The following is an 18,390-nucleotide window of genomic DNA, read 5'->3' on the forward strand; positions in this document are numbered from 1 at the left end:
CTCAGCGCGGTCTCGACCCCGATCGTCTGCCCGGAGAGCACCAGATAGGCAGTCCGCCAGCGGCCGATCCGACGCGTGATGCTGACCGTTCCACCGGCTCCGGGAAGCAGACCCAACGACAACTCGGGCAGCCCGAACACCGCGGCGGGGGTGCTGATCACCCGGCCGCAGAACGCCGCCATCTCCAGCCCGCTGCCCAGCACCCGACCGTGCACCTGGGCCCGGCAGGCCGGACCCAGTCGGGTGGTGATCGCGTCCAAGGCCAACGCCGGGCTGTATCGGGTCCGGGCCAGGTGCGCGGCAGCCGGGTCGTCGAAGGTCCCGAACTCGGCGAGATCGCCACCGCTGCAAAATGATCGGCCCGCTCCGGTGAGCACCATGGCCGCGATGCTGGGATCCAGCCGGGCTACCTCGAGGGCGTCCAGCAGCGCTGCGCGCGCATCGGTGGAGAACGCGTTGTGCCGTTGCGGCCGGTTGAACCGCACGTGCAGCGTGTCGCCCTCGCGGGCCGCCAGCACCGGATCCGGGGTGTGCGGCACCTGGACCGGACCCCGCTCGGCGAGCCAGCGGGCGAACTCCGGGCCGGACTGCAGCGTGGAGTAGGCCAGTGATTCGGTGATCACGCCGGGCAGTGCCGGGGCGGCGACGTCGACGGCACGCAGCACGTCGTCGCACACCGAGGCGGCGTGCGGCCAGCGCGCCACCCGCTGCTCGAGGTCGGCCAGCACCCGCGGGACCGAGTCGACGTGCACCACTCGGCGATCGTCAGACGCGGACTCCGAAAGGGTGAAAGTCGCGTACTGCAGCCAGTATTCGGCGTGCTCAGCGGTCGGGGCGCCGATCGCCACCACGATCCCGGGCAGCGTCGGTTCCGGGCCGGGCGGTTCGGCCAGATCGACGACCCGCAGCGCGGACACCTCCTAGGAGTACTTCTCGATCAGGCTCTGCTTGTAGAGCTTGCCGGTGTCGGTGCGCGGCAGGTCGGCCTCGAACGAGATCGAACGCGGACACTTGTAGTGCGACAACCGATCTCGCAGCCAGGAGATCAGTTCGGCACCGAACTCTTCGGTGGCGTCGGCTGGGTCGACGGTCTGCACCACGCCCTTGACCGACTGCCCCATCTCGTCGTCGGGAATGCCGAACACCGCGGCATCCATCACCTTCGGGTGGGTGACGAGCATGTTCTCGGCTTCCTGCGGATAGATGTTGACCCCACCGGAGATGATCATGTGGTGCCGGCGATCGGTGAGATACAGATAGCCGTCTTCGTCGAGATACCCGATGTCGCCCACCGTCTTCCAGCCGTGGGTGTTGCGGGATTTCGCGGTCTTCTCTTCGTCGTTGAGGTACTCGAAGGTCAGCGCGCTCTCGAAGTAGATCTCCCCGGCTTGACCGGCCGGCAGTTCGTTGCCGTCCTCGTCGAGGATGTGCACCACACCGGTCATCGCCTTGCCGACCGAGCCGGGATGGGCCAGCCAGTCCTCGGCGGTGATCAAGGTGGCGCCGATGCCCTCCGACGACGCGTAATACTCGTCGACGATCGGCCCCCACCAGTCGATCATCTGCTTCTTGATGTCCACCGGGCACGGCGCGGCGGCGTGCATCACCCGCTCCAGGCTGGACACGTCGTAGGAATCCCGCACCGACTGAGGCAGTTTCAGCATCCGGGTGAACATCACCGGTACGAACTGGCCATGCGTGACGCGGTGTTTGGCGATCGCGTCCAGGCAGCCTTCGGCGTCGAACTTCTCCAGCACCACGGTGGTGATGCCGGCGTCGTGCATCTGCATGGTCCACACCGACGGCGCGGTGTGGTACAGCGGAGCCGGGCTCAGATAGACCGCGTCGGGATGGGTCCAGAACGAGACCAGCATGGCCATCATGCCCGGGACCTCGGACGGATCCTGGTGCGTCAGTTCACGTTTGATGCCCTTCGGGCGTCCGGTGGTGCCCGACGAGTACTGCAGCAGGTCGCCTTCGATCTCGTCGGCGATCGGGGTGTCGGGTTGATCGGCAACACATTCCGGGTAGCGCTGCCAGCCGTCGAGGTCACCGTCGGCGATCACCCGGAGCTCGGGCAGACCGTTGGGCAACTCGGCGGCCAACTCGGCCAGCGTGTCGCGCACCGCGGCCGAACCGATGATCGCCGAGGCACCGCTGTTGTCGATGATGTAGGCCACCTCGGCTGCGGTCAGGTGCGTGTTGACCGGCACGTAGTACAGCCCGGCCCGACGCGCACCCCACATCGCGGTGAGGATGTTGGCGCCGTTCTCCATCAGGATCGCGACCACGTCGCCTTCCTTCAGGCCGTGCGCCCGGAACAGATGCGCCAACCGGTTGGCGGCGGCTTCGAGTTCGTCGAAGGTGACCACGGTGCCGGACGGGTACAAGATGATGGCCGGCTTGTCCTTGCCGACATGCTGACGGATCTGCATGGACCGACTCTACGATGTCAGTTGTTGACGGGTGTCAAGTGGCTGCGGAATTCGGTCCCGGACGCCGCCGCACGGCTTCGTCGTGTTTGGCGGCAGCACGCTCGAGCAGCGCGGTCAGATCCGGCTCGTCGCGCATCAACTGACGGTACCGAGGGTCGAGGGCCCGGATCTGGTCCCCCTCGTCGAGCAGTCGGGCGTAGATGCGTTCCCGCTCAGCGGGGTCGTAGGTGTATTCGGAGTCCAGGTAGGCCGTGGCGTGCCGACGCGCATTGGCGATCACGGTACGGGCCCGGCCCTTGCGACTGAGCAGCGATGCGGTCACGGTGAGCACCAGTACGCCGATGATGACCAGCAACGACATCCCCGTGCTGATCTCGACCACCGGTACCGGTTCGCCGTCGTTGATGAACGGCACGTTGTTCTCGTGCAGGGCGTGCAGGATCAGCTTCACCCCGATGAAACCCAGGATGGTGGCCAGTCCGTAGGACAGGTAGATCAGCCGGTCGAGCAGGCCGTCGATCAGGAAGTACAGCTGACGCAGCCCCAGCAGTGAGAACGCCGTCGCGGTGAAGACCAGGTACACGTTCTGGGTGAGACCGAAGATCGCCGGCACCGAATCCAGCGCGAACAGGATGTCGGTGCCGCCGATGGCGACCATCACCAACAGCATCGGGGTCAGCGCGCGCTTGCCGTCGATGGTGGTGACCAGTTTGTCGCCGTCGTAGTGCTCGGTGGTGCGGATGAATTTCTTGGCCAATCTGATCACGACGTTGTCGGCCTCGCGGGAGCTGTCGTCCTCCGGTTTGAGCAGGTTGCCGGCCGTGAGCAGCAGGATCAGGCCGAACACGTAGAACACCCAGGCGAACGCGTTGATGAGCGCCGCTCCCAGCAGGATGAAACCGGTGCGGGCGATCAGCGCGAACACGATCCCGAACAGCAGCACCTTTTGCTGATCCTCGCGGGGCACCCGGAAGCTGGCCATGATCACCAGGAACACGAACAGGTTGTCCACCGACAGCGCCTTCTCGGTGACGTAACCGGCGAAGTACTCCGAACCCGGATCCGAACCGCCGAAGACCAGCACCCCGACGCCGAACAGCACCGCGATGCCGACGTAGAGCGCCGACCACACCGCGGCTTCGCGCAGCGTCGGCACATGCGCGGTGCGGACGTGGAAGAAGAAGTCGAACGCCAGCAGCCCGATGATGAACGCAATCGTCAGGGCCCACACCCAGCCGGGGACATACACCTCATCGAGAGTAGCTGCGCAAGGTTTAGCTGCCCGGCGCACAGGTCATTCGAGGGCATGCGTCTGATGGGTCTGCGTCACGCCGGGGTGGTGTTCGCGCTGCTGGCCAGCGCCGGGTGTGGATCGGCTTCGTTCGAGGAACCACCGGATTGGGTTGAACCTGCGTCGTTCCCACGGCTGGGCACCGTCGACGAGCGCTATCAGTCCTACAACGTGGAAATGCTCGAGGTGACCGGCGGTGCGTTCTGGCGGCCCTACGAGTCTGATCCCGATGCGACGCCCGCCCCGCCGTCGGCGCCCACCCCGCCCGGGATGGACCCGGAGCTGTACGAGTACCGGCCACCGCTGGATCTGACCAACCCGCGGCTTCGCACGCTGGCCGCCGCGTTGGGCCCGGCCTATCTGCGGACCAGCGGAACCTGGGCCAACACCACCTACTTCGCCGACACCGACACCCCGCCCGCGCAACCGCCGGCCGGGTTTGACGGCGTGCTCACCCGCGAGCAGTGGCGCGGCGTGGTCGACTTCGCCGACGCCGTCGACGCCGACATCCTGACCTCGTTCGCGATCAGCCCCGGCACCCGGGACACCGACGGGGTATGGACGCCCGAGGTCGCCCGCCGCTGGTTGGACTACACCGCTTCGGTGGGCGGGAAGATCGCGGCCGCCGAGTTCATGAACGAACCGAACGCAGCCATCATGGGCGGCGCCCCGGAAGGCTACACCGCAGCCGACTACGGCCGAGATTTCCAGGCGTTCAAGGCTTTCGCCGACCAAGCCGCACCCGACATGCTGATCGTCGGACCCAGTTCGGTCGGCGAGACCCCCGGCCTGTTCTCCATGATGTACGGCACCAGCGGCACCATCCCGACCACCGAACTGCTGGCCGCCGCAGGCCCCGGCCTGGACGCGTTCTCCTATCACCACTACGGCGCCGCCTCGCAACGCTGCGCCGGCCAAGACATGCCGCAGACCACCCCCGAGGAGGCGCTGACCGAGGACTGGCTGGGCCGCACCAGCGCGACCCGCGAGTTCTACGGCGGTCTGCGCGACCGGTACGCACCCGACACGCCCCTGTGGCTGACCGAGGTCGCCGACGCGGCCTGCGGTGGAAACCCTTGGGCCGCAACCTTCTTGGACAGCTTCCGGTATCTAGATCAGCTGGGCCGACTAGCCAGAGAAGGCGTGCAGGTGGTGGCCCACAATACGTTGGTGGCCAGCGACTACGGCCTGCTCGATGACACGGACTTCAGCCCCAAACCCAACTATTGGGCCGCGCTGCTGTGGCAGCGGCTGATGGGCCAGACCGTGCTGGACCCCGGTGTGCCGATCCAGCAGGGCCGCCACCTCTACGCGCACTGTCAACCCGAAACCCCGGGCGGGGTGACGCTGTTGGCGATCAACAACGACCGCAGCACCAGCCAGACGCTGAACCTGTCGATGCCCGGCGCGCGCTACACGTTGGCGGCCGATCCATTGGATGCCACCACGGTCACGCTCAACGGTCAGCCGCTGACCCTGGGGCCCGGCGACCAACTGCCCGAGCTGACCGGTGCGCCGGCCGAGCGCGGGGAGCTCGTCCTGGCCCCCGCCACCATCACGTTCGTGACCATCCCGTCGGCGAACAATCCGGCTTGCCAGTGAGCGGGAACGTGCGCCCCGGCCAGGCCGATACCGCCCGCGGAGCACACGGTCTGGCCGACACTGACATCAACAGCTTTCCGGTAGAAAGGCATTCGATGTCGACGGCAGATGAGTTCTACGGCGCGCACGTGTGCGGATGGGATCACGTCCGGATCAAGCCGGCCACGCCGATGGGCATCCGGCGAGCCACCCGCCGGCAGGTGCTTGGTGGGATCGGGGCTCTCGGCGCCGCCGGGGTGCTGGCGGCCTGCGGAACGACGCCGTCGTCGCCGTCCGGGAGCGAGACGACGTCGTCGGCCAGCACTGCCCCGCCGGTCGAGCCGTCGCTGACGCCGGCCAAGCTGGGCGCGGCGACCGCCGGGATCGACGAGATCCAGCCCTGGCAGGAAGATTTCTACAAGGACCTGCACCGCCACCCCGACGTGTGGGGTGAGGAGGCCCGCACCGCAGCCAAGGTCACCGCCAAACTAGAGGAGCTCGGCGCCGACGAGATCCTGCAGATCGGCGGCGGTGTGGTGGGGGTGTTCCGCAACGGGGATGGCCGCCGGGTGTTGTTCCGCGCCGACATGGACGCGCTGCCGGTCACCGAAGCCACCGGCCTGGACTACGCGTCGGTCGAACCAGGCAAGATGCACGCCTGCGGCCACGACATGCACGTGGCGGCCGGCCTGGGCGCGGCGGCGCTGCTGGCCCGCAACCGGGACGCCTGGTCGGGCACCTACCTGGCACTGTTTCAGCCCGGTGAGGAGACCGGCCTGGGCGCGCAGGCCATGCTCGACGACGGCCTGGTGGAAAAACTGGCCGACCTGCGACCAGATGTCTGCCTGGCGCAGCATGTGCTGACCGCACCGGAGGCCGGACAGCTGGCCACCCGGGTGGGTCCGGCGCTGTCGGCCGGCGACAGCATGAAGGTGACAGTGTTCGGCAAGGGCACCCACGGGTCGATGCCGAACCTGGGTGTCGACCCGGCGGTGCTGGCGTCGGCGATCGTGCTGCGACTGCAAGGCATCGTGTCCCGCGAGATCGCGCCCGACGAGTTCGGTGTGGTGACGGTGGGTGCGATCAAGGTGGGTGACTCCCCCAACGTGATCGCCGACCGCGCCGAACTGCTGCTCAACGTGCGCACCTACGACGACGGCGTGCGCGAGAAGATCCTGTCCGCCATCGAACGGATCGTGCGCGGCGAGTGCGAGGCGTCGGGTTCACCGCAGGAGCCGACCTTCGAGACGCTCGCGACGTTCCCGCTGACCTCGAACGATCCGCAGGTCACCAACACCGTGACGACGGCGTTCCGGCAGGCCTTCGGTGACGGCCGGGTGCACGAACTCGAACGCGTCCCGGCCTCGGAGGACTTCAGCCGGATCCCGACGGCGTTCGGCGTGCCGTACACGTTCTGGGGTATCGGTGGGTTTCTGCCGGGCATGACCATCGTGGGCAACCACAACCCGGAGTTCGCGCCGGCCATCCAGCCCACGTTGCGCACCGGGACCGAGGCGGCGATCGCGGCGTCGCTGGCCTGGCTGGGCCCCGGCAACTGAGGCGCGTACCTCACCGATTAGGGCGCGCGCACCGCTCGCCACGCCATACGCTTTTTCTGCACCTACTCGGGCGCGGGGGCGGCGATGGTCGATCACGAGGGCACGAACCCTGGTATCGCCACGTTTCTGTTCACCGACATCGAGGGCTCCACCCGACGCTGGGAAGCCGACCCGGAGGCCATGCGGGTGGCGTTGGCTGAGCACGACGCCACGTTGACCGAGGCCGTCACCGGGCATGGTGGCCAGGTCTTCAAACACACCGGCGACGGCATGTGCGCGGTGTTTCGCACACCCACCCAGGCCGTCGAGGCCGCCATCGCGGCACAACGGCAACTGAACCTGCCGGTGCGGATGGGCATCGCCACCGGCGAAGCCCAACACCGCGACGGCGACTACTTCGGCACCGCTCTCAACCGCGCGGCCCGGATCATGGCCGCCCAGCACGGCGGACAGATGCTGCTCGACGGCGCCAGCGCAGGCCTGCTCGACGGGGTCACTTTGCGTGCCCTGCGCCGGCATCGGCTTCGCGATCTGAACAAACCGGTTGACCTGCACCAGGTTCAGGCCGAAGGCCTGCACGACGACTTTCCAGCCCTGCGCACCATGGAATTCACGCCGGGGAATCTGCACCCGCCGACCACCAGCTTCGTCGGCCGCGATACCGAACTCGCGACGATCGACGACGCGCGGCGCGAGCACCGACTGGTGACACTGACCGGCGTCGGCGGCGTCGGCAAGACCCGACTGGCCCAGGAATTCGGTGTGCGCAGCGGCAATTCGTTTCCGGACGGCGTCTGGCTGATCGAACTCGCTGCGGTGACCGACCCGGACGCGCTGCCCGACGCCGTGGCCGCTGCGCTCGGTGTCCACCGGCAGCCGGAGCTGAGCGTGACCCAAAGTGTGGCCAACGCATCGGCCGACCGCGTACAGCTGTTGATCTTCGACAACTGCGAGCACCTGCTGGATTCGGCCGGTGAAATGGTCGAGGCCATTCTGGCGGCCTCACGTACCACACGCATCATGGCCACCAGCCGCGAGGGATTGCGTTGCAGTGGTGAGCAACTCATCCCAATATCTGCGCTACGAACCGGCGAGAACTCGGCAGCAGTTCAATTGTTCACCGACCGTGCGCAGGCCGTTTCACCCGACCTGTCGACCGAGCAATCGAGCGCGTCGGTCGAGATCTGCCGCCGCCTCGACGGCATACCCTTGGCCATCGAACTGGCCGCATCCCGGCTTCAGTCCATGACCATCGGCGAATTGCGCGACCGACTCGACGACCGGTTTCGGCTGTTGGTCGGATCCCGGCGCGGGCTGGCGCGCCACCAGACCCTGCGCCATGCGGTGAGCTGGTCCTACGACCTGCTCGAAGATGCCGAAAAGGCAGTGCTGAACACATGTTCGGTATTCGCCGGCGGTTTCGACCTGGACGCGGCAGCGGCCGTGACCGGTTCACCCGACGAGCTGAACACCCTGGATCTACTCGACGCCCTGGTGCGCAAATCACTGGTGATCGCCGACCGTACTGCACCACGCACCCGCTATTCGATGCTGGAGACCATCCGTGGTTTCGCCGAAGAGAAATTGGTCGAACAGGGCGCAGCCGAGGAATCCCGAGCTGCGCACGCCCGGTACTACGCCGACCAGGCAGGGCCAATCATGCGGCTGTGGGACAGCCCGCGCCAGCGCGAGGCCTTCGAGTGGTTCGACACCGAGTTTCCCAATTTGCGTGCCGCGTTCCGCTGGGCCGCTGACCGCGACGAACTCGACATGGCGGCCGCCATCGCGGTCTACAGCAGCGATCTGGGCTACCACTACGGACAGTATGAGCCGATCGCCTGGACCGAGGAACTGATCGAACCGGCGCGAGCCGTCGGGCACCGCCGACTAGCGGCGTTGCTGGCCGGGGCCGCCGAATGCAACGCCGTGGGACAGGTCCAGCGGTTCTTGCAGTACGCCGCGGCCACCGAGGAAGCGATGCTGCTGGACTGCTACGACGAGGTGCCCGCCGAAATGGTGGTCACCATTCCGTCCGGCTTCTTGGCGATGGGGCAACCCGAACCGTCTATCAGATGGTGCCGCGATCTGATCCGGCGACGAGGTCGGCATCCGCACATCCTGGCCACCCTTGGCATTGCGCTCAAACTCGCCGGCGCGATCGCGGAGGCCGTGGCTATCACCGATGAGTTGATGTCCAATGAGCCACCGATGAACCCGCATTGGACTGCTTACTCGATGTTGAGCTTCGGGTACGTACAGGGCCACATCGATCCGCCAGCCGCCTACACCGTGCTGCAGCAAGCGCTGACGATCGCCCGGGACAGCTACAACCGACAGTTGGAATCACCGATCACCCTGATGTTGGCGCGGTTGGCGATAATGCAGTCCGACTACGCCGCCGCGCTCGACTACCTGACCACGACCATCCGGTACCGGTACGACTCGGGCGGATTGCTCTACCAGCGCGTACCACTGGCCCTATTGGGAAGCGCTCTGGAGCGCCTCGGCGAATACACCGCGGCCGCTACGGTGTTCGGCTTCTCGGCGTTACCTGCCGGGCATACCACGTTCCCCGAGATTGCCGAAAGCGATGCGCGGCTTCGCCACGTCATGGGCGTCGATGCCTACCTGTCCGACGCGCAGGTCGGTGCGGCGATGAACGCAGCCCAGATAACCAGTTATGCGCTCAGCCGGATCGACCTGGTCCGCGCCCAACTCGTCCCCCGAACGCAAAGTCGCCCCGCCCGCTAGAGACTGGTCACCGATGTTCGGCCGGGTCACTGTCACCATCGGCGATGGCCTGAAACCGATCTCGTTCCTGCGGCAGCCAGTCCTGTTGACGCTGCACGGCGGCGATCAGTAGGTCCCGCTGCCGGACCAACGCGGGCAGCTTGTCCGGAACCTCGGCTTCCTGCGCGGAGTGGATCAACATGTTCAGCGTGCGCATCAGCGCAGCGGCCACATCGGGTGTGCGCGCACCATAGAAGCGCAGCTGATCGAAGGCATGGGCGACGTAGTCCTCGTAGGAAAGGTCCCACGGCCGCAACAGCACTCGGTCACCCGGCCCGCTGAGCGCAGTCGGCGCATCGCCGGCGAAGATCAGCAGCCGGATCGTGCTACCGACCCGCAGCACCACCTCGATCGCGGTGCTCGGGTCGTTGGTCGCGGGGCTGAGTGCGCGCAGGCCGATGTCGACCATCTGCCGCAGCCCGAAGTCGAAGTCTTCCTGCATGGTTCGGGTGTGCCCGACGTACACCGCGGCCCGGATGCGGGCGTCCAGGTCGCTGGCTTCCTCCTGGGGCCAGACCCGGGCCAATAGTTGTCCACGGCTCACGTAGGCACCGACCCGGGTCTCCAGGCGCAGGACCCCACCTTCCGGGATCGCTGCGAACAGGTCGTCGAGTGACTCCTGGGTTACCCAGCCGTCGCGGTGCGCGAACACCCGGTGCGCTTCGCCGAGGGTGCTGACGTCGACGCCGGCGTGGGCCCGTTCCCGACGGCCGGTCCGGGTGAGTTCGGCCAGCACCTCCGCACTCTCCAGCGCCACGATCCGCAGCACCTCGCCGACCTGCAATCCGCGCGCCAGGTGATCGAGGAAGGCGATGATGCTCAGCACCGTGACCACAGCCAGCACCACCGCCGCGCTGGTGGCCAGCACCGGCGCGGTGACGTCGTCGTCGCGCAATTCCCACAGCAGCACAACGCAGTAGACGAAGGTAGCCACCAACAGCCCGATCACGATCTGCGCCGGGCGGTCGCCGATGAAGGCGCGCATCACTCGCGGCGAGAACTGCTGACTGGCCAATTGCAGGCTCACCACGGTGAGCGAAAAGACCACGCCCGCAGTGGTGATCGTCGCGCCGGCCAGCACCGCGAGGAACTCCTGCGCGGCGCCGGGCCCCATGTGAAATGCATCGGGCAAGCCCCACTCGTGGCTGCGCAGCATCCGGTCGATCACCAGCAGTCCGACCGCAGCGCACAAGCCACCGGCGACGATGAGCACCGGCAGCACGAACAGACTTTCCCGGAACCGGTACAGCGCCGCCTCGCGCCGCAGTCGTCCACTGCGCACGCGCGGCTTGGCCATGAGATGAACGCTAGCCCGTGCGGTTCGGCGAAGTTCGGCTTCTCGCCCAGCCGACCGGGTTCTTGGGGACACTGGTGGGGTGACCGATCCGCAGCCCACCTCGATGCCCGCCGCGTTCATCGGACACGGCAGCCCGATGAACGCCCTCGAGCTGAACCGGTACACCGCCGCCTGGCTACCAGTTCGGCACCGCCGTGCCGCGACCCCGCGCGATCCTGGCGGTCAGCGCGCACTGGTACATCAACGCCACCGCGGTCACCGCGATGGCCCGGCCCCGCACCATCCACGACTTCTACGGCTTCCCGGACGAACTGTTCGCCGTCGACTACCCCGCACCGGGACTACCGGAGCTGGTCGAGGAGATCTCCGAAGCGGTGCACCCGACCTGGGTGGGCGCCGACCTGGACAGTTGGGGCATCGACCACGGCACCTGGTCGGTGCTGGTACACGCCTTCCCGGATGCCTCGATCCCGGTGGTGCAGTTGTCGATCAACGCCGACAAGGACTTCGACTACCACTTCGACCTGGGCGCCCGACTGGCACCGCTGCGTGAGCGCGGCGTACTGATCGTCGGCAGCGGCAACATTGTGCACAACCTGCGCAGCATCCAATGGCAGCTCGGTGACCGTGGGTTCGACTGGGCGCAGCGCTTCGATGACGCCGCCCAGGAGAAGATGCTTTCTGCGCCAGCCGATTTCGCCGGGCTGTCCGAGCACGCCGACTACCGCGCGGCAGCTCCCACCCCGGACCACTTCATCCCGGCGCTGTACTTCGCCGGCCTGGCCGCCGGTGCCGGGCAGTCCGCCGAGGTACTGGTGGACGGCTACGCCTACGGATCGCTGTCCATGACGTCCTACACGTTGGGCGTGAGCTGCCCGCAGGACCGCACCGACGATCGCGGGGTGCCGGCCGCGGAGCCGAAATCCCCTGGCTCACAGTCCAACATCTGAGCTGCCCCCCACATTGAATCAGCGTCCAGGTAGAGAAAACGCGTGCGATCCCTACCTGGACGCTGACTCAACGCGAAGGAATCAGGCCAGCCGCTGCTTCAGGGCGTCGAACTCGTCCTTGATACCGGTGGGCAGCTTCTCACCGACGAACTCGAACCACTCCTCGATCAGCGGGATCTCGGCCTGCCACTCGTCGACGTTGACCGCCAGCGCCTCATTCACGTCCGCGGCGTCGACGTCCAGGCCGGTCAGGTCCAGGTCGTCGGCGGTCGGCACGATGCCGATCGGGGTGGACTTGCCTTCGGCCTTGTGCTCGATGCGCTCGATCGCCCACTTCAGCACGCGGCTGTTCTCGCCGAAGCCCGGCCACAGGAAGCGGCCGTCGTCGCCGCGGCGGAACCAGTTGACGAAGAAGACCGCCGGCAACTTGGACTCATCGGCACTCTTGCCGATGTCGATCCAGTGCTGGAAGTAGTCGCCGACGTTGTAACCCATGAACGGCAGCATGGCCATCGGGTCGCGGCGCACGGTACCGACCTTGCCCTCGGCCGCGGCGGTCTGCTCCGAGCCCAGGGTTGCACCGATGAACACACCGTGCTGCCAGTCGCGGGCCTGGGTGATCAGCGGCACGGTGGTCTTGCGGCGGCCACCGAACAGGATCGCCGAGATCGGCACGCCCTGCGGGTCGTCCCATTCCGGCGCCAGCGTCGGGCACTGCGAGATCGGGGTGCAGTAGCGCGAGTTCGGGTGCGCGGCCTTCTCCTCGGATTCCGGGGTCCAGTCCCGGCCCTTCCAGTCGATCAGGTGTTGCGGATCGCCCTCGAGGCCCTCCCACCAGACGTCACCGTCGTCGGTCTTGGCGACGTTGGTGAACACGGTGTTGCCTCCGGCGATCGTCCTCATCGCGTTCGGGTTCGAGTCCCAGTTGGTACCGGGGGCCACGCCGAAGAAGCCGAACTCGGGGTTGACCGCGTACAGCCGGCCGTCCTTGCCGAACCGCATCCAGGCGATGTCGTCGCCGACGGTCTCGGCGCGCCAGCCCGGAATGGTGGGCTGCAGCATCGCGAGGTTGGTCTTACCGCAGGCCGACGGGAACGCCGCGGCGATGAAGTACGCCTTGTTCTCCGGGGAGATCAGCTTGAGGATCAGCATGTGCTCGGCGAGCCAGCCCTCGTCGTGCGCCATCGCCGAGGCGATCCGCAGCGAGTAGCACTTCTTGCCCAGCAGCGCGTTGCCGCCGTAGCCCGAGCCGAAGCTCCAGATCTCGCGGGTCTCCGGGAAGTGGGTGATGTACTTGGTGTCGTTGCACGGCCACGGCACATCCTGCTGGCCCGGCTCGAGCGGCGCGCCGATGGAGTGCAGCGCCTTGACGAAGAAGCCGTCGTCGCCGATCTTGTCCAGCGCGGCCTGGCCCATCCGGGTCATGGTGCGCATCGAGACGACGACGTATTCGGAGTCGGTGATCTCGATGCCCAGCTTCGGGTCCTCGGCGCCCAGCGGACCCATGCAGAACGGGATCACGTACATGGTGCGCCCGCGCATGCAACCCCGGTACAGCTCGGTCATGATGCCGCGCATCTCGGCCGGGTCCATCCAGTTGTTGGTCGGGCCGGCGTCGATCTCACGCTCGGAGCAGATGAAGGTGCGCGATTCCACCCGGGCGACGTCGGACGGATCGGACAGCGCCAAGAACGAGTTGGGCTGCTTCTCCGGGTCGAGGCGCTGGAAGGTGCCGGCGTCGACCAGCTGATCGCACAGCCGGGAGTACTCTTCGTCGGACCCGTCGGCAAAGACCACTCGCTCGGGCTGGGTCAGCTCAGCAACCTCCTGGACCCAGGAGAGCAGACCCTGGTGTTTGGTCGGCGCGGTGTCCAGACCTGGAATGGTTGCTGAGGTCATCGAAAATCTCCTGCTCACGTTGTGTTCGGGCGTCTCTCGCGAGGCCGCAGGCCCCCTTCCGGCGGGCGTATCGTCGCCGACGATAGTCCTAGTTAGAGGTTAACGCGGGTGACATATAGACCGTTAGCCGAGGCCATGTCCATTCACTCACAGGAACGATTCAGAAGTAGCGAACTGCCCGATTTATCGATTCAGATGCTGTGGCTATTGGCTTGATCCGCCTCCGTTTGGCTCGATGCGGGCCGCTCGCGCCGGCATCCGCGGTCCACAGCCGGTCGCTGCCGGCCGAGTCGTGCGCACCGAGTTGAGGACCGCTCCGCACCCGCCCGGCTCGGCTGCCGAAGCCCGGCCCCCCGGTCCCGACAACCAGCCGAAATGGCTGCGACGACGTCGCCGGCGCCCCCGGTCAGCCCTGCTGCCCGGAGCTTCCAGCAACCACACCATCCAGTTCTGGGGCCGGCTCAGCTACCTGCGCACCGGCCGGCTCAGCGTCGTCGAGCTGGGCTTGCACGGCAGCCCGGGCGCGCAGCAGCGCCGGTGACTCGCGGTCCCGACGCGCGCCGGCCCGAGCCACCGCGAGCTCGTGTTCCCGCAACTCGGCGTCGATCCGCGCCACCCGCTCGGCGGTCCGCGCCGCGCGCGTCTCGGCCTGATGGTTGAGCGACGACGTCAACGCCAACTCGGCCGCCAACACCCGGGTCGCCACCAACTCGTCGACCGCACTGCGCAGCCCGGCCATCACCTCACCGACCCACCGATCCAGCACCGCACGTTGGTGCAGCAGGGTACGAGTCCCGATCAGCCAGGCCGCCGCCGCCGCACCCACCGCAGCGCCGGCCAGCGCGCCGAGCGCCGTCAAACCGGGCGCCACTCCGGCGAACAGCCGGCTCAGCGTCAACGCGATACCCAACCCGAAACCGGCGCCCAGCAGCATGGTCAACTGCGTTTCCAACCGCCGCCCGGACAGCTGCGGTGCAACGACCGCCGGACGGGCCGCCCGGGTCGGCGGTGACGGATCGGCGGGCACGTCGAGTTCCTGCGCCACGTCGGCCAGATGCTCGGTGATGCCTGCCTGAACCTCGCCGATCACCTCGCCGACCCGGCGGTCGACGTAGCCGACGAACTCCGGGAGCCGGCGGCGGGTCATCGTCGCGGCGTCCTCGGCCAATTCGGTGCGCACCGAACTGCACCGGTTCTTGCCGAAGTAGGACAGCTGCACCCGGGCCTGCTGGATTTGGCTGCGCAGAGCAATCGAACGCTCGGACTTCGTCAGTCGGCCGTCGCGCAACGCGGAGTCCCGTTCGGCGCGCAGCGCTGCGATGCGGGCGTGGCGGCCGGCTCCGGCCACCTCTTCGGCGCGCAGCCGCAGCTCGGTGTCGAGCCGAGTCTCCCAGGAGCGCAATCGGTTTCGTCGGGTCAGATCATCGCGTCCGAGTTGCGCCTCGAGCACTTCGAGCAGTTCTGCAGCATCCGGTTCGCCAATGTCGGGGGCGGCCGCGACACCCACCCAGGGCACGTCGCGGTAGCGGTTGGCATACCCGGCCAACACCGCGCGATCAGCTTCCAGTGTCTGACGCCAGTCCTGGTGCAGATCGATCTTGGCGAGCACTGCGACCACCAGATCGGTATCGGCCGAAGCAGCAGCGAGCAGCGCACAGTCCGAGTCGGCCAGCTGCGCGGCCGCGGACACCACGAACACCACCGCGCGCGGTGCGTCGCCGGGGCGCAGATCGTCGGATTCGATGAATGCGTACTGCGGCAATCGGGTGCGCAGCAGCTCGGCGACGCTGCTGACACCGGCCAGCCACGGTCCGGTGACCAGCACGGCGTCCAGCCGCCGGATCACCGGGGGCCGCAGCTCCGGGACGAATGCGCCGACCAGTGCGTCGACCGCGGCGATCGGGTTGTCGGGGTCTGGGCTCACCGCTGCCCCAGCCTGGTCGTCGCCGCGTGCAGACGCAACGCGCCACGCGCGATGTCGGCGCCGCAGTTGCGGTGCAGCGCCGACACCGGGCCCGCGGCATAGCTGCGCCAGCGCCGCGCGCGGCGTAACTGCACCTCAGATTCCGGACTGCCTGCGGGGTCTCGGTCGTCCAGGGTCAGCCCGGCAGCCTGCACGACGTCGGTGGCCGCGGCCATCCGGGCCAGCACCGCCTCGTCACCGGCCAGGAAGGCCGCGACCTCGGCCTCGGTGATCGCCAGTTCGTCGAGCCGGCGCAGTACGGCCGTCAGACGGCGGTAGCGCACTTCGGCGCCCAGCTGTCGCAGAGCCCGGTCCACCGCCTCGATACCGCTGGCCACCCGCAGCGCGGTCCGAACCGCGGCGACGTCGGAACCGGGCTGGGCACGCAGTTGCAGCACCGCGTGCGCGATGCCGAACAGGCCGAGCGTGCCCACCAATCGGCGGCGTTGCGCGCTCGGCACCGGGTGCTCGGCGGTGACGAACGCATCCGGGGAACGCAGATCCGCCGAGGTGGCCGCGACCCGGCGCAACACCGCGAGGGCGGCGTCGTCCAGGGTCGGCGCCGAGGCCGCCGGCAGCGCGGCCAGCGGAACGGTTGGCAGCCCGGTCTGGACGCTGATCCGCGTGCAGCGCCGCTGCGCGACGGCCATCGGGCCGGGTGCGGCAAACCCGGCCAGATCGGCCTTGGCCAGCACGATCAGGTCGGCGCCGACCGACGCGGCGAGGTCTTCGGGTTTGAGTGTTTCGGCGATCACCAGGACCGCGAGATCGGCGCACCCATCGCCAGATACCCGGTGGCCGGCTGCGGTGAGCGCGGCCGCCACGGTGCGGCATCCCACGCCGGGCCGGCCGGCCACGCCGATCCGCACCGGCGCGGCCAGGAAACGGTGCAGCGCGGTCAAACGTGGGGCGACGTCGGCGCGGACCACTGCTGCCAGCCGGCCCAACGCCTCAACGAAGATCTGCTGCCCCTGTCCGCTCATGCCCAGTCATGGTGGCACCGCCACGAGTGCCGCGCGAGCCACCCCCGGACCCGCTGTGGAGAGCGCGCCGAAGGCAACTGTTGGGTATCAATATGCCCCACGATGCGGGTGCCTCGGTGCCCGTGCGAGACGATGGGGGAATGCATGCGCAACGAAAGGTTGACTCGGCGCCGTCCGCCGAACCGGCCGCATCGTCGACTGCGCAGCGGCACCCCCGCGTGACCAGCTTCCGATCACGTCGTTCCACGCTGTCCGACGCGCAGCACCGGACCTGGGAACGGCGCTGGCCGCAGATCGGCATCCAGGCGGTGGCGACGGACGGCACCGTCGACCCGATCGACACCGAACGCTGGTTCGGTCGCAGCGCACCGCTGGTGCTCGAGATCGGCTGCGGATCGGGCACCTCGACGCTGGCCATGGCCCAGGCCGAACCGGACATCGACGTGGTCGCCGTCGAGGTCTACAAACGCGGGTTGGCTCAGCTGCTGTCGGCAATCGACCGCGAGAACGTCACCAATATCCGGCTGGTCCGCGGCGACGGCCTGGACGTGCTCGAGCACATGTTCGCCCCGGGCAGCCTGACCGGGGTGCGGGTGTTCTTCCCGGATCCCTGGCCCAAGGCCCGGCACCACAAACGACGACTGCTGCAACCTGCGACGGTGGCATTGATCGCCGACCGGCTGCGTCCGGGCGGCATCCTGCACGCCGCCACCGACCACGCCGGCTACGCCGAACAGATCGCCGAGGTGGGCGATGCCGAACCCCTGTTGCGTCGGGTCCGGGCCGACGCCGCGTTGCCGATCTCGGTGCACCGGCCGACCACCAAGTACGAATCCAAGGCCCACGACGCCGGCAGCGCGGTGACCGAACTGGTCTGGGAGCGCACGTGACCACATCGGACCTGGCGACCACTCCCGTCGACAGTGCCGATCCGGACGTGACATCGCTCACCTCCGGGCCGACCCGCGTGCTGCTGGTGTGGGACGCCCCGAATCTGGACATGGGGCTGGGCTCGATCCTCGGCGGGCGTCCCACCGCGGCGCATCGGCCTCGGTTCGACGCGCTGGGCCGCTGGCTGTTGGGCCGCACCGCGGAAGTTTCCGCCGCGGTGGCCGAGCGCACCGGCGCCGCGGTTCCGGTGGAACCGGAAGCCACCGTGTTCACCAACATCGCCCCTGGCAGCGCCGATGTGGTGCGCCCCTGGGTGGAAGCGCTACGCAACGTCGGGTTTGCGGTGTTTGCCAAGCCCAAGATCGACGAGGACAGCGACGTGGACGCCGACATGCTGGCGCACATCGCGCTGCGGCGGTCGGAAGGGCTGAGTGCGCTGCTGGTCGCGTCGGCGGACGGACAGGCATTCCGGCAACCGCTGGAGGCCATCGCCGCCGAGGACGGCACCCCGGTGCAGGTTCTCGGATTTCGCGAACACGCTAGCTGGGCACTAGCGTCGGATACCTTGGAGTTCGTCGACCTGGAGGATATTCCCGGGGTCTTTCGGGAGCCTCTCCCCCGGATCGGCCTGGATTCGCTTCCAGAAGAGGGGGCGTGGCTACAGCCGTTCCGGCCGTTGTCGGCGCTACTTACGTCTCGGGCTTGATCGCGATGACCTTGCGATCGTCCGGATACAACTTCACAGCAGCGC

Annotated in this window: 12 protein-coding genes and 1 pseudogene; 6 read left to right on the top strand and 7 right to left on the bottom strand. The window is 67.9% G+C overall.

Annotated features, from left to right (window positions below; genetic code table 11):
- From AC5Y3P_RS21070 to AC5Y3P_RS21080, 3 genes are all read right to left on the bottom strand, one after another.
- The coding region (locus tag AC5Y3P_RS21070) for an enoyl-CoA hydratase-related protein (RefSeq protein ID WP_500047914.1) at positions 1–908 on the bottom strand (908 nt) is incomplete at its 3' end.
- Between the two features lie 12 nt (positions 909–920).
- Complete coding sequence (gene fadD4 / locus AC5Y3P_RS21075) at positions 921–2,435, bottom strand: fatty-acid--CoA ligase FadD4 (protein WP_500047889.1); 1,515 nt, start codon at positions 2,433–2,435, stop codon at positions 921–923.
- 34 nt (positions 2,436–2,469) lie between these two features.
- Positions 2,470–3,684 (bottom strand): TerC family protein, encoded by a 1,215-nt coding sequence (locus tag AC5Y3P_RS21080; protein WP_500047890.1) that lies wholly within the window; start codon positions 3,682–3,684, stop codon positions 2,470–2,472.
- 66 nt (positions 3,685–3,750) lie between these two features.
- Between AC5Y3P_RS21080 and AC5Y3P_RS21085 the strand changes: the two genes are divergently transcribed.
- The 3 genes from AC5Y3P_RS21085 to AC5Y3P_RS21095 all read left to right on the top strand — a co-directional run bounded on the left by AC5Y3P_RS21085 (position 3,751) and on the right by AC5Y3P_RS21095 (position 9,617).
- On the top strand, positions 3,751–5,328 hold the full coding sequence (locus tag AC5Y3P_RS21085; protein ID WP_500047891.1) for a glycosyl hydrolase family 79 N-terminal domain-containing protein: 1,578 nt from the start codon (positions 3,751–3,753) through the stop codon (positions 5,326–5,328).
- Positions 5,329–5,423: 95 nt separating this feature from the next.
- A complete protein-coding gene (locus tag AC5Y3P_RS21090) occupies positions 5,424–6,866 on the top strand; it encodes an amidohydrolase (RefSeq protein WP_500047892.1) in 1,443 nt (480 codons plus the stop codon).
- An 84-nt stretch (positions 6,867–6,950) separates the two neighbouring features.
- Entirely contained in the window at positions 6,951–9,617 is a 2,667-nt protein-coding gene (locus AC5Y3P_RS21095; RefSeq protein WP_500047893.1) for an ATP-binding protein, read from the top strand.
- 7 nt (positions 9,618–9,624) lie between these two features.
- On the opposite strand, the gene AC5Y3P_RS21100 is transcribed toward AC5Y3P_RS21095, so the two are convergent.
- The gene (locus tag AC5Y3P_RS21100; protein WP_500047894.1) at positions 9,625–10,953 is read right to left on the bottom strand and encodes a DUF2254 domain-containing protein; all 1,329 of its coding nucleotides are present in this window, start codon (positions 10,951–10,953) and stop codon (positions 9,625–9,627) included.
- Between the two features lie 103 nt (positions 10,954–11,056).
- Between AC5Y3P_RS21100 and ygiD the strand changes: the two are divergent.
- Positions 11,057–11,903 (top strand): annotated as a pseudogene (gene ygiD, locus AC5Y3P_RS21105) (4,5-DOPA-extradiol-dioxygenase).
- Positions 11,904–11,984: 81 nt separating this feature from the next.
- Here the strand turns inward: ygiD and AC5Y3P_RS21110 are convergent.
- The 3 genes from AC5Y3P_RS21110 to AC5Y3P_RS21120 all read right to left on the bottom strand — a co-directional run bounded on the left by AC5Y3P_RS21110 (position 11,985) and on the right by AC5Y3P_RS21120 (position 16,748).
- Entirely contained in the window at positions 11,985–13,802 is a 1,818-nt protein-coding gene (locus AC5Y3P_RS21110) for a phosphoenolpyruvate carboxykinase (GTP) (protein ID WP_500047895.1), read from the bottom strand.
- Between the two features lie 406 nt (positions 13,803–14,208).
- On the bottom strand, positions 14,209–15,726 hold the full coding sequence (locus AC5Y3P_RS21115; RefSeq protein ID WP_500047896.1) for a hypothetical protein: 1,518 nt from the start codon (positions 15,724–15,726) through the stop codon (positions 14,209–14,211).
- The gene (locus AC5Y3P_RS21120) at positions 15,723–16,748 is read right to left on the bottom strand and encodes a hypothetical protein (protein ID WP_500047897.1); all 1,026 of its coding nucleotides are present in this window, start codon (positions 16,746–16,748) and stop codon (positions 15,723–15,725) included. The genes AC5Y3P_RS21115 and AC5Y3P_RS21120 overlap by 4 nt, the downstream gene beginning before the upstream one ends.
- A 92-nt stretch (positions 16,749–16,840) precedes the next feature.
- Here AC5Y3P_RS21120 and trmB point away from each other — a divergent pair, with 92 nt between their 5' ends.
- Together trmB and AC5Y3P_RS21130 are read left to right on the top strand one after the other, a co-directional pair.
- Positions 16,841–17,638: a tRNA (guanosine(46)-N7)-methyltransferase TrmB gene (gene trmB / locus AC5Y3P_RS21125; RefSeq protein WP_500047898.1), complete on the top strand. Its 798-nt coding sequence runs from the start codon at positions 16,841–16,843 to the stop codon at positions 17,636–17,638.
- 11 nt (positions 17,639–17,649) lie between these two features.
- Positions 17,650–18,345: an NYN domain-containing protein gene (locus AC5Y3P_RS21130; RefSeq protein ID WP_500047915.1), complete on the top strand. Its 696-nt coding sequence runs from the start codon at positions 17,650–17,652 to the stop codon at positions 18,343–18,345.
- Positions 18,346–18,390: the final 45 nt, after the last annotated feature.

It is taken from the genome of Mycobacterium sp. NGS45 (assembly GCF_059812645.1).

What these genes read in the sequence shown, in the direction of transcription:
- fadD4 (WP_500047889.1), bottom strand. Translation starts at nt 2,435, where the DNA reads ATGCAGATCCGTCAGCATGTCGGCAAGGACAAGCCGGCCATCATCTTG.
- AC5Y3P_RS21100 (WP_500047894.1), bottom strand. Translation starts at nt 10,953, where the DNA reads ATGGCCAAGCCGCGCGTGCGCAGTGGACGACTGCGGCGCGAGGCGGCG.
- AC5Y3P_RS21120 (WP_500047897.1), bottom strand. Translation starts at nt 16,748, where the DNA reads ATGAGCGGACAGGGGCAGCAGATCTTCGTTGAGGCGTTGGGCCGGCTG.
- AC5Y3P_RS21095 (WP_500047893.1), top strand. Translation starts at nt 6,951, where the DNA reads ATGGTCGATCACGAGGGCACGAACCCTGGTATCGCCACGTTTCTGTTC.
- AC5Y3P_RS21110 (WP_500047895.1), bottom strand. Translation starts at nt 13,802, where the DNA reads ATGACCTCAGCAACCATTCCAGGTCTGGACACCGCGCCGACCAAACAC.
- trmB (WP_500047898.1), top strand. Translation starts at nt 16,841, where the DNA reads ATGCCCCACGATGCGGGTGCCTCGGTGCCCGTGCGAGACGATGGGGGA.
- AC5Y3P_RS21090 (WP_500047892.1), top strand. Translation starts at nt 5,424, where the DNA reads ATGTCGACGGCAGATGAGTTCTACGGCGCGCACGTGTGCGGATGGGAT.
- AC5Y3P_RS21085 (WP_500047891.1), top strand. Translation starts at nt 3,751, where the DNA reads ATGGGTCTGCGTCACGCCGGGGTGGTGTTCGCGCTGCTGGCCAGCGCC.